Below are 12,423 nucleotides of genomic sequence, written 5' to 3' on the forward strand. Positions count from 1 at the left end.
TTTCAGTTTATCGGGCAAAGGAATTACGGCTGATGATTATGGAACAGCAAGCTTTAGCAACGGTGTCAGCAAAAATGCGGACGGCACACTAAACGTGCCTAAAGGCGTGGATACGTTCAATATCACATTGCCGATTAAAGCAGATAAAGCGACGGAAGGAAACGAAACCTTAGCGATTAAAGTGGGTGATAAAACACAGAACGTCACAATTGCTGATACCTCTGTTACGGTGGTTCAAGGCATTAATCTTGATACGCGCATTATTGATGCCAACTGGGATTTGCAGGGCGGACCGACTGAGAAAGACCGTACGGAAGGCAGTATTTATTTTAGATATAACGGTGGTCGCTATACGGCACATCATACTGATGGTAGTGGAACGCCTACCACTAATAGCGATGATACCATCAAAGTTGGTACTGTCGGTTATGTTGCTCAGATTGGACCACTGGAAGGAACGATAACCACAGATGCGATTGTTGACATGGCTGCTGGTAATGACACTTTAATCGCTAAAGGGCAGGGAGTGAGCTCTGTTTATTTTGGTGAAGGTAATGATGTCTATAAAATTATTCGAGATAATGATATTTACAATAGAACAGGAAGTATTGAAGCTAAAATTACCAACAATCAACTTGCAAAAGTTTTTATGGAAACAGGGGATGATACTCTTGTGGTTGAAAAAGATGTCCTGTCTGCTCATATTTATCTTGGTGGCGGAAACGATACTGCCGACATTAAAGGACAGCTAGGTGGTAGTCTTTTAGATTTAGGTACAGGTAATTTTAAATATGCTTTAAATGGCTTTAAATATAAAGGCGGAAGTATATCTGCCTACATATATACGCATAGCGATACAGAAGATGGTGATGATTACCAGGCATTTTATGCCGATGGCAAAACATCGCTTAATCATGATGTGGCAGATGCCAAAGGCATGGTCAATAAAGTCAGTATTGGGGAGCTTAATGGCTCGTTTATTCGTGGTGGCATTGCTAACGATGAAGTTATCATTAACAACGTAAAAGGTATAGTTTCAGTTAATAGAATTGACCTTGGAGAAGGGGATAATAGTGTAATCATAAAAAACAGTTCTTCTTCAACCGAACGTTCACAACTCGTTACCGGTGCAGGAAAAGATACAATTACTGTTAACGGTCGAGGCAATATATTTGATATGAATTTAGGAGCTGGAGATAATGTCGTTAATATTCTTTTAGACAAGAAGACCGGAGGAACTAGTCAGGGTGGCCATATCAGCACAGGTGAGGGTAATGACAAAGTAACCATTGTAACCAGTGATTCCACAGGGAATCTTAATTTGGGTGATGGCGAAAATGAGGTAAATATTAATGCTTGGCATTATAGAAGTGCTATTACTACAGGTAAAGACAAAGATATAATTAATCTTGAGTCAAATTATTCCGAGGCGGTAATTGATGCCGGTGATGGTGAAAATATTATTACTGTCAAAGCTAATGCTTATCATCGGGGAAATATTACCACAGGTAAAGATAATGACATACTAAATCTTACTACAGTTGTTGAAAACAGCACGATTAATGTCGGCTCAGGTCATAATGAGATTACTATTGGTAATGAGAAAAATGCTTTTGCCGGAGGTGCAAGTATAATCGCTTTTGCTACAAAAAATACAAATATCATTGCTGAAAATGGTGACGATAAAGTTATTGCTTATTCTAGCGAAATAACCAATATTGACCTAAAAGGAGGTAATAATTCTGTTGAGATTTATGGTTCTTACCTTGGTGGTTATATTAATATGCTGGATGGTAATGATACTATTAAGGTAGGTGGAAATGCTGCAAGCAACATTCATGTTGGCGGTGGCAAGAATAAAATAACTATTGCAGGAGAGTATAGCGGCAATAATTACTCTATAATAGCAGGTAATCAAGATGACGTTGTAGAAATCGGAAAAGGTTCGTTTGTAGCAGGAATTGATTTGGGTGCAGGTGTAAATAAACTAAGTATAGGCGGCATAAACCAATCCTACATTAAAACAGATGATGGCAATGACGAGATAACAATAAACTCGAAAAATACTGGCAAGATAGAACTTGGGCATGGTGAAAATAAATTGACCATTGGGGGTCGAAGTGTTGCCGATATTACTACAGGTAAAAACAAAGATTTTATTCATATCAAAGGAGAGGTTTATAGATCATTAATTAATACAGGTGATGGTGGTGATAGCTTATACATCGATGGTGACTTTAGTTCTTCAAGTCATAATCGTAGTGCTACTACTATTACAATGGGTAATGATGGAAATTATCTGAACATTAAAGGAAAAATTGAAAATTCAACTTTAACCTTAGGTAATGGTGACGATATTATCGATCTTGCTGCAAATGTAACAGGAAGTAATACAGATCGAGCATTGACTTATAGCAATTTAGATGCTGGAGATGGCAATAATACTATTACACTTCATCGCGCTATTTGGGGTAGTACTATCACAACAGGTAACGGTAATGACAATATTACCATTCACAATAAGGCAGAAAATGATAGTAAAATCTTTTTGGGTGATGGTAATGATGTTTTATCTGTTAAGGATATGTTTGATACTGCTGAAATAAATGGAGGTAGTGGTGTTGATATCTTAAAAATTACCGGTAACAATACAAATTATGCTGTTAATTTGCAAAATTATGGCATCAAATCCTTTGAGTTTATTGATATGACCAGCATGGATGGAAAAGGTATTAATACGCTTACAATTAATAATATAGATAGTTATAAATCTTATGTGGATACACTTGACAGTGTTGACGGTTTATATATTCGCGGCGATGTTAGTGACGATACAAAAGATAAAGTACGAGGTGTTTCTGGCGTATTTGATAAAAAAGACCAAATTAGTCATGATGACATTGTTTACAATGTTTATGAAAATGCTCAGCATAATTTGAAATTATATATCCAAGATGGCATTGTGATTATGTAATCTGTTGCTGTAATTGAATTATCCCAACTTTTTAGTTGGGATAATTTTTTTGTAGCCAATGAGATTGAAGTAGCGTTTCTATAGTTTAAGTAACGGCGCTAAGTTGAGCGAGAAAGCCGGATAGGTCAGTATGAAGCGGTTGTTTTTGAGTCCGCAAAGCAATCGCGTATCGGGGAAAATGCATCGCTAATAAATTTAACATCAGCAATTGACAGCGGCATAAAGCGCAATATACTGCATCTTTTTTACGGAAAAATCAGATGAAAAGCGTATCTATCGGCATTATTGGTTATGGCACTGTCGGACAAGGCGTTGTCGAGGTCTTAACCCAAAACGCGCGCGAAATCGAACGTCGCGGCGGTTATCAAATCCATATCAAAAAAGTAGCTAAGCGCAGTTGGGCAGGGATCGATACTGCTGCTTTGCCTTTTGAATGCACCGATGATGCGATGACGGTTGTCAATGATCCCGAGATTCAAATCATTTTAGAGCTGATGGGCGGCGATGAGCCTGCCAAGACTTTGATTGAAACGGCTTTGACCAATCGCAAACATGTGATTACCGCGAATAAGGCTTTGATTGCCAAGCATGGGCAAAGCCTGTTTGAATTGGCGCGCGCCAATGAAGTGGAGTTGTCTTATGAGGCTTCGGTAGCGGGCGGAATTCCGGTGATTAAGGTATTACGCGAGGCCTTAACGGCAAATGCGATTTCTTCGGTTGCAGGGATTATCAACGGTACGGGCAATTTCATTTTAACGGCGATGACCGAGCAGGGACGGCAATTTGACGATGTGCTGAAAGAGGCGCAGGCTTTAGGCTATGCCGAAGCCGATCCCGCTTTCGATATTAATGGCACGGATGCTGCCCATAAAATCACGATTCTTGCTTCGATTGCTTTCGGTATTCCTTTGCAATTTGATGCGGTTTTCACTGAAGGTATTGATACTTTAACGCCTGCCGATATTGCCAATGCGGCAGAATTAGGTTTTGTTATCAAACATTTGGGTATGGCGATTCGCCGCGAACACGGTATTGAGGTGCGCGTGCATCCGACTTTGATTCCGAGCAATACGATGCTGGCAGGGGTGAAAGGCGTGATGAATGCGGTGCAAGTGCAGGGTAATGCGGTGGACAACAGTCTGTATTACGGTCCCGGTGCAGGTCGTTTGCCGACGGCTTCCGCAGTAGTGGCGGATTTGATTGATGCGGTTCGCGAGCTGAATTTGGATAGCGAGAACCGTTTGAATGAATTCGGTTTTACGGAAATTTTCGATAAAAACGTTCTGCCAATTCTGCCTGCCGAAGAATTTTTGACGGCTTATTATGTGCGCATGAGCGTGCGGGATGAGATTGGTGTGTTGGCGGAGGTTACGCGGATTTTAGCTAAGCATAAAATTTCGATTGAATCGATTATTCAGAAAATCGAGCAAAAGCAAAATGGCGTTATTCCCTTGATTTTCTTAACCGATATTGTGCAAGAAAAATATTTGCGCGATGCGGTGAAAGAAATCGAAAGCATGGTGGCGGTAACGGAGCCTCTGCGTTATATCCGCGTGGAATATTTCGACTAAATCGTGGTGCAGATTATCCGCCGTCCCTTTCGTACGGCGCCGCAGCAGTTTTCGCCGGATTGGCATCCCGTGGTGCGCGATATTTACGCAGCACGCGTGGGCAGTGCGGCGGAGGTGGAAAAGAAACTGCAATTGCTGCAATCGCCGCAGGCTTTGCCGGATGTTGCGCTTGCCGCAGAAACTTTAGCCCGAGCGATTCGTGGCGGCGAAGATATTCTGATTTACGGCGATTATGATGTTGACGGCGCGAGCGCGACCGCTTTAATGATGCGGGTACTGCGCAAATTGGGTGCACGGGTGCGCTATTTTGTGCCTAATCGTATGGCGCATGGTTATGGTTTGAGTCTTGCGGGGCTTGCCGCCTGTGCACCTTTGCCGGATGTGCTGGTTACGGTGGATAACGGTACTCGCAGCCATGAGGCGGCGGCGGATTTGCTTGCCCAAGGCGTGAAACTCATCATTACCGATCATCATGAGCCGGATGCGCAATTGCCGCCGGCGGTGGCTGTGGTCAATCCCAAACGTCATGACAGCCGATTCGCTTCGCCGCATTTGGCGGGTGTGGGCGTGGTGTTTTATCTCTTACTGGCTTTGCGCCGCCATTATGTGGAGCAGGGCTGGGACTTTGCCTGTCAATTAACCGATTATCTGGATTTGGTTGCCCTTGGCACGGTGGCGGATATTGTGCCGCTAGATTTTAATAACCGCATTTTGGTGCAGGCGGGAATGCAGCGTTTGCAAAGCGCTAAGGGCAATCTCGGCTTGCGCGCTTTATGTGCGGTTGCCAATCTGAATCCAGCGGTGCTGCTACCCAGCGATATCGGCTTTGCACTTGCGCCGCGCTTAAATGCGGTCGGGCGTTTGGAAGATATGCATGACGGCGTGGAATTGCTGCTATGCGATGATTGGGCGACTGCCGGTGATTATGCCGAGCAATTGGATTTATTGAACCGCGATCGCAAAGCCTTGGAAAGCGAGATGTGCAGCCGCGCAATGCAAGTAATTGATGAGAAACAGGCAATTGCCAGCGCCTATCTGCCTGATGCGCATGAAGGCGTGATCGGTATCGTGGCGGCGAGAATCAAATCCCGCTTTGCCCGCCCGGCTTTGGTGGCGACCGATGCGCAAGAAAGCGGCAAAATCAAAGCCTCGCTGCGTTCGGTACAAGGTGTGAATATCCATGAATTATTGGCGCTTGCCGCGCAATCTCTACCGCCGCAAGTACTGCAATTTGGCGGACATGCCTTGGCAGCAGGGCTGACGGTGCAGCAGGAATATTATGCGGCGCTTATTGAGGCGCTTAATGCCGCTTTTTACCAACATATCGGCTTGCAAGCACCTGAAGCGGCAATTTATGTTGACGGCGAATTGCCGCCTGATATGCTGCACATCGACTGGGCGCGTTATTTGGAAAAACTCGAGCCTTGGGGCAGCGAATTGCCCGCACCGCAGTTTTATAATCGATTTCAAGTGATTGAATGCCGGCAATTGGGCGCACAGCACACGCGCATGAATCTGCGCCATTTGCAGACAGGGCAGCAGATTGTCGCCACATGGTTCTTCCAAGTGGCAGATTTTCGCTATGGCGACATCATCGGCGCGGTGTTCCAAATGCAGGTCAACCGTTTTTTTGGCGATGAACGCCTGAATTTATTGATTAACCATGCGGCGCTTGCTTAGCCGCAGAAGGAGAGAAGATGCATTATTTATCCACTCGTAGCAGCCATGATTTAGGCAGTTTCTGCGATGTTTTGCTGGCAGGATTAGCGCCCGACGGCGGCTTGGCAATGCCTGAATACATTCCGCAGATTGATCATACCACTTTGACCGCTTGGCAGAAATTATCCTATCAAGACCTCGCTTTTGAAGTCATGCGTCCCTATATCAGCGATATTCCCGAAGCGGAATTGCGCGGCATTATCGCACGTAGTTACACGGCGGAAAAATTCGGCAGTGAAGCGATTACGCCGCTGTCGCGCTTAGGCGCAAGCAATCTGTATCTATTGGAATTATCCAATGGACCGTCGCTGGCATTCAAAGACATTGCCATGCAGTTTCTCGGCGAAGTCTTCGAATATGTCTTGGCGCAGCGCGGCGAACGGCTCAACATATTAGGCGCAACCTCCGGCGATACGGGTTCAGCAGCCGAATATGCCATGATTGGCAAAGACAATGTCAATGTCTTTATGCTCTCGCCGCACGGACGCATGAGCGCCTTCCAACAAGCGCAAATGTATTCCCTGCAAGAGCCGAACATTGTGAATATCGCCGTGCAAGGCGTGTTTGACGACTGTCAGGATCTCGTTAAAGCCGTAAATGCCGATGTCGACTTCAAAAGCCAATATCATATCGGCGCGGTCAATTCGATTAACTGGGCGCGCATTCTGGCACAGTCGGTGTATTACTTTAAAGCCTATTTGGCAAGCGGCGTTGCTATTGGCGAAGCAGTGGACGTCTGCGTGCCTTCTGGCAATTTCGGCAACCTTTTTTCAGGCTATCTTGCCAAAAGCATGGGCTTGCCGCTGCGTCGTCTGATTGTGGCGAGCAATGAAAACGACGTCTTGCATGAGTTTTTCAGCACCGGCAAATACCGCGTACGCCCCGGCAAAGAAGTCGCCAAAACCTCCAGCCCTTCTATGGACATCGGCAAAGCCAGCAATTTTGAACGCTTTATCTACCTGATGAGCGACGGCGACGGTGCGCAAATCATGCGCTGGTGGCAGGAAATCGAGCAAGGACATATCCCCAGTATTCATGAACACGGCGCATGGCAAGCCGTTAAAGAAAGCGGATTGGGCGCAGGACGTTCCACCCACCAAGACCGTCTCAACACCATCGCCAGCATCGAACGCCGCTTTGCACGCTTAATTGACCCGCATACCGCAGACGGCGTATTTGTCGGCGAGCAATTCGCGGAAGAAAACGTGCCGATGATATGCTTAGAAACCGCCTTGCCTGCTAAATTTGAAGACACCGTGATGGAAGCGGTCGGACATCCCGCCGAACGTCCGGCACGTTTTGCAGATATTGAAAACCTGCCTAAGTATGTAGAAGTGATTGAGAACGATGTAGAAAAATTGAAATCTTTAATCACGGAAAAATTGTCGGAGTCTTAAAAAAGATTAGACAGAAAAACGAAAGGGAGCATTTGCTCCCTTTCTTGCTTTTAAGCTTAACAATTGTCGTTTATAGCATAGATTTGAATTGAATATTCTGCTCTTGTTCAAAGCAATCGTCAAAGCCGCGCGGATGATGATATTCGATTAAATCTTTGTCTTGCGGATAAACGTATTTGCCGCCCACTTCCCAAATAAAGGGGTGGAATTTGTATTGCAAACGTTCTTTGCGCATTTTCCACAAAGCAATGATTTCATCGGTGCTTGCCATGAAATTGGTCCAAATATCATGATGCACAGGAATGATGACTTTGGTACGCAGTGCTTCCGCCATGCGCAATAAATCAATCGAAGTCATTTTGTCGGCAATGCCTACAGGGTTTTCGCCATAGTTGTTAAGCGCGACGTCAATATCAAAATCTTTGCCGTGTTTGGCAAAATAGATGGAGTAATGCGAGTCGGCGCCATGATAGATGTTTCCGCCCGGGGTTTTGAAAACGTAATTCACCGTTTTACGTCCCATTTCCTCATCGCTCGGGCAGAGTCCTTTCAATTCTCCGCCTTGTTCTTCTGCACCTTCCACAGGCAAAGTGACCAAGCAGGTGCGGTCAAAGGAATCCAGCGCATGAATTTCTACGTCTTTGAGTTTGACGACATCGCCCGGCTTAACAGTAATGCAGCGTTCTTCAGGTACACCCCATTTTTTCCATAATTCCACGCAATGCCAAGGGCCTACGAATTTAACATGATCTAATTTAGGATTATTGACGATAGCGGCGGCGACGTTTACGTCAATATGGTCGCTGTGGTAGTGCGAAGCCAAGATAAAGTCCACTTCATTGATGGCAAAAGGATCCAGCACCATAGGCGCAGCACGAAGGTTAGGCTGCAATTTGCGCACGCCGGCCATGTTCGCCATTTGATGACCGCGTACCATGTCTTTCACTTTTTTCGTGTTTTTTCCGCGACCGCACCATAAATCCATGCAGATGTTTGCGCCGCCGGGGGTTTTAATCCATACGCCGACACAGCCCAGCCACCACATGGCAAAATTGCCTTCCGGCACAACTTCGTTCTCAATTTCTTCGTTTAACCAAGTGCCCCATTCTGGGAAAGTGGATAAAATCCAGCTTTCTCTCGTAATTTCACTAATTTTACTCATTTTTTCTCCGTTAAATTAAAGGGTCTTCACAGACCAAAGCGCGCAAGATGCGCCGACTTGGTATTGTAACTCTTTTTATTAATTTTTTCTAAGCATTATTTTTTTAATAAAATTATGTGTTTATCAAAGTTAAATAATAATTTGATAAAAAATTTTTTGTGATATAATCGCCGAGCTGCGTAATTTGCCGAATGGTAATTATTGAGCATTATGTAGTTAAAGGTAAAAACAAAAGGTTAGGTTTGTATGGAGTTTTTAACACAAGCTTTAACAGTTATTAACGCACAATTTCTGTCTAAAGCCCCTTTGCTTTTAGGTTTGGTTGCCTGTATCGGTTATATCTTGCTAAGAAAAGATGCCACAACGGTTATCAAGGGAACGATTAAAACGATTGTCGGCTTCATGATTTTGCAAGTCGGTTCGGGAGCTTTGGTAACCGGCTTTAAACCAATCATTGAAAAAATTGCCGAAGTGCATAAATTGCAAGGTGCAGTGATTGACCCTTACACCAGTATGCAAGCAACCATTCAAACGATGGGCGATGCGTATAGCTGGGTGAGTTTGGCGGTGCTCTTGGCATTGGCGCTGAATATTCTGCTGGTGGTCTTGCGTCGTTTGACTGGTATCCGCACGATTATGCTGACAGGGCATATCATGTTCCAGCAAGCGGGCTTGGTAGCAGTCTTCTATATGATATTAGGTGCGAGCATGATGGAAACCATCATTTATACCGCGATTATCATGGCATTATATTGGGGTATTTCCTCAAATATTGTGTATAAGGCAACGCAGGCGGTAACCGGCGGTGCCGGATTCTCTATCGGACATCAGCAACAAGTCGCTTCATGGATTGCGGTAAAATTAGCACCGAAATTAGGCGATAAAGAAGAAACCGTAGATAAATTGCAGCTGCCAAAATGGTTGCATATTTTCCATGACAGTATTTCCGCAACCGTTATCGTGATGACCGGCTTCTTTACCATTATTCTTCTGTCTTTCGGCATTGAAGAATTAACCAAGATGGCGGGTAAAACATGGTGGCCGATTTATATCTTTGAAACAGGATTGAAATTTGCCGTTGCCATTCAGGTAATTGTTGTCGGCGTGCGTATGTTTGTTGCGGAATTGTCCGAGGCGTTCAAAGGTATTTCAGAGCGTGTGATTCCTAATGCGGTCTTGGCTATCGACTGTGCGGCGATTTATGCGTATTCGCCCAATGCCATGGTGTTCGGCTTCATGTGGGGGGCTATCGGCCAATTCTTGGCGGTAGGCATTATGCTCTTGGTGGGCGCGCCGGTCTTGATTATCCCCGGCTTTATCCCGATGTTCTTCTCAAATGCGACTATCGGTGTGTTTGCGAACCAATTCGGCGGTTGGAAAGCGGTAATGAAAATTTGTTTTGTCATGGGTATGATCGAAGTCTTCGGTTCTGCTTGGGCGATTCAATTATTCAGCGAAAACGGTACTTCATTCAACGGTTGGATGGGTATGGCCGACTGGGCATTGCTATTCCCGCCGATTATGCAAGGTATTATGAGTTCAGTGGCAATTCTGCCTAAGAATATGGCTTTCTTCGGCTTTATTTTGTTCTTAATTGCTTTGTCAATCATGTATATGATTCCTGCGGCGAGAAATCTGCGCCAAGCGGAAGCGGCAGCGGCGGCAGCCGGCAAAACGCTGGAAGAAATGGACGGCTATGGCGATACGGAAAAAGCCCCTGTAGCTGAGCAAGCGACTGTGTTGGCAGCAAACGGCGAAAAACCGATTCGGGTATTAGCGGTCTGCGGTTCCGGTCAAGGCTCTTCCATGATGATGAAAATGAAGATCGGACAATATTTGGATAAGCACAATATCCTTAATATTATGGACTCTTGTGCGGTAACCGATTATAAAAGCAAGCTCGGTAATGTGGATATTATTGTGTCTTCAAAACATCTGGCGGGAGAAATTGAAGTCGGCGAATCGGTTTCTGTTTTGGGCGTGCAAAATATGCTCAATCCGAATTCTTTCGGACAGGAATTGATTGCCTTGATTCAGAAACATCAGGCGGCGGAATAATCCCCGCCTTTATATGAAGGAAAATTATGCTCAAAGAGTCATTAATTGAAAATGCTTCTGTCAGCCTGCATCAGCAGGCTGACAATTGGCAGGAAGCAGTGAAAATCGGTACGGATTTGTTAGTGGCATCAGGTGCCATCGAAGCGCGTTATTACGATAACATCATTGCAAAAGTGGAAGAATTAGGTCCGTATATCATCTTAGCGCCGGGGTTGGCGATGCCGCATGCGCGTCCGGAAGAGGGCGTGATTCGCAGCGCTTTTGCCTTGGTTACCCTGCAAGAACCGGTCTATTTTGACGGCGAAGAAGCACCTGTTTCCGTACTGATTACCTTAGCCGGCAGCGATAATGAGCAGCATATGCAGGGTATTATGGAAATCACGCAAGTATTTGAAGATGAGGACCCAAATAGCGAAACAGGCGTGGATTTATCCAAAATATTGAAATGCCGCTCGGCGGAAGAGGTTTATGCGGCAATTGATGCGGCATTAAATAAGTAATGATTGAAAAGGAAAAATAATGGCAAAACCTTTATTACAAATTGCGCTTGATTCTTTAAGCCTTGAAAAAGCGGTTGCTGATGCGAAAAATGCGGAAAGCTCTGTCGATATTATTGAAGTAGGAACTATCTTAGCTTGTGCGGAAGGTATGAAAGCAGTCAGCACGTTGCGCGCCCTGCATCCTAATCATATTATCGTTTGTGATTTAAAAACTACTGACGGTGGTGCGATTCTTGCCGAAATGGCTTTTGAAGCCGGCGCGGATTGGCTCACTGTATCGGCCGCGGCGCATATCGCCACTATTACGGCTTGTAAAAAAGTCGCCGACGAAATCAATGCTAGCCAAACATTGACACGTCCAAAAGAAATTCAAATTGAAATTTATGGCAATTGGACTTATGAAGATGCGCAAAACTGGGTGAATCTGGGCATTAAACAAGCGATATTCCACCGTTCTCGCGATGCAGAATTAGCAGGCAAAGGCTGGACGGCAGAAGATATTGAAAAAATGGAGCGTTTAGAAGCGATTGGCTTGGAAGTCTCGATTACCGGCGGTATTGTGCCTGAAGATATTCATTTATTCAAAAGCGTGAAAAATGCAAAAGCCTTTATTGCCGGTCGCGCTTTGGTCGGCGAACAAGGTCAAGCCACTGCCGCTGCTTTGCGCGAGCAAATCAATCAATATTGGTAAACTCAGCATTTATCATGCAAACAAGCGGAATATCCTCGGATATTCCGCTTTTCTTATTAAAAGGCAAGCAGAAAGCATGACCATAGGCTCAAGCGGAAAAGCAGGAGAGTAGGAAATGTCCGCACCACCGCCCGCCCCACCAAAAGACGGCGTATCAGCGATAAAAAGCGTATGGATTTTGCCTTTTTCAGCCGTTTTTGTCATTTCTTTCCGGGCAAAGGGACATTTTAGGTGCTAAAAAGTTTGAAAAGCCTTATTCTGTAAGGCTTTTAGCGAGGTCAAAAGCTTTGAACACAAAAAATGCTTTTTCTGTGGCTCAAAACAGGTCAAAAAAGATGGCAGACAAAATCA

Annotated in this window: 9 protein-coding genes; 7 read left to right on the forward strand and 2 right to left on the reverse strand. The window is 44.9% G+C overall.

What is annotated here, in order from left to right; genetic code table 11:
- Positions 1-94 precede the first annotated feature (94 nt).
- From ACJHVI_RS10320 to thrC, 4 genes are all read left to right on the forward strand, one after another.
- Positions 95-2,974: a beta strand repeat-containing protein gene (locus ACJHVI_RS10320; protein WP_483184649.1), complete on the forward strand. Its 2,880-nt coding sequence runs from the start codon at positions 95-97 to the stop codon at positions 2,972-2,974.
- A 260-nt stretch (positions 2,975-3,234) separates the two neighbouring features.
- Positions 3,235-4,545 carry a homoserine dehydrogenase gene (locus ACJHVI_RS10325; protein WP_483184651.1) on the forward strand — a complete coding sequence of 437 codons (1,311 nt, stop codon included), beginning with the start codon at positions 3,235-3,237 and terminating at the stop codon, positions 4,543-4,545.
- Positions 4,546-4,548: 3 nt separating this feature from the next.
- The gene (recJ, locus tag ACJHVI_RS10330; protein ID WP_483184652.1) at positions 4,549-6,225 is read left to right on the forward strand and encodes a single-stranded-DNA-specific exonuclease RecJ; all 1,677 of its coding nucleotides are present in this window, start codon (positions 4,549-4,551) and stop codon (positions 6,223-6,225) included.
- A 17-nt stretch (positions 6,226-6,242) separates the two neighbouring features.
- Positions 6,243-7,661: a threonine synthase gene (thrC, locus tag ACJHVI_RS10335; RefSeq protein ID WP_483184654.1), complete on the forward strand. Its 1,419-nt coding sequence runs from the start codon at positions 6,243-6,245 to the stop codon at positions 7,659-7,661.
- Between the two features lie 70 nt (positions 7,662-7,731).
- Here the strand turns inward: thrC and ulaG are convergent, their stop codons facing one another.
- On the reverse strand, positions 7,732-8,823 hold the full coding sequence (ulaG, locus tag ACJHVI_RS10340) for an L-ascorbate 6-phosphate lactonase (RefSeq protein WP_483184656.1): 1,092 nt from the start codon (positions 8,821-8,823) through the stop codon (positions 7,732-7,734).
- 246 nt (positions 8,824-9,069) lie between these two features.
- On the opposite strand from ulaG, the gene ACJHVI_RS10345 reads away from it, so the two are divergent.
- The 3 genes from ACJHVI_RS10345 to ACJHVI_RS10355 are packed head-to-tail and all read left to right on the forward strand — an operon-like array spanning position 9,070 to position 12,072.
- Positions 9,070-10,881, forward strand: a complete 1,812-nt coding sequence (locus ACJHVI_RS10345) for a PTS ascorbate-specific subunit IIBC (RefSeq protein WP_483184657.1) — start codon at positions 9,070-9,072, stop codon at positions 10,879-10,881.
- Positions 10,882-10,904: 23 nt separating this feature from the next.
- Positions 10,905-11,381 carry a PTS sugar transporter subunit IIA gene (locus ACJHVI_RS10350; protein WP_483184661.1) on the forward strand — a complete coding sequence of 159 codons (477 nt, stop codon included), beginning with the start codon at positions 10,905-10,907 and terminating at the stop codon, positions 11,379-11,381.
- A 19-nt stretch (positions 11,382-11,400) separates the two neighbouring features.
- Positions 11,401-12,072 (forward strand): 3-keto-L-gulonate-6-phosphate decarboxylase UlaD, encoded by a 672-nt coding sequence (locus ACJHVI_RS10355; protein ID WP_483184659.1) that lies wholly within the window; start codon positions 11,401-11,403, stop codon positions 12,070-12,072.
- A gap of 12 nt (positions 12,073-12,084) precedes the next feature.
- Here ACJHVI_RS10355 and ACJHVI_RS10360 read toward each other — a convergent pair whose 3' ends face one another.
- A complete protein-coding gene (locus ACJHVI_RS10360) occupies positions 12,085-12,276 on the reverse strand; it encodes a hypothetical protein (RefSeq protein ID WP_483184660.1) in 192 nt (63 codons plus the stop codon).
- Positions 12,277-12,423: the final 147 nt, after the last annotated feature.

The organism is Suttonella sp. (genome assembly GCF_056855035.1).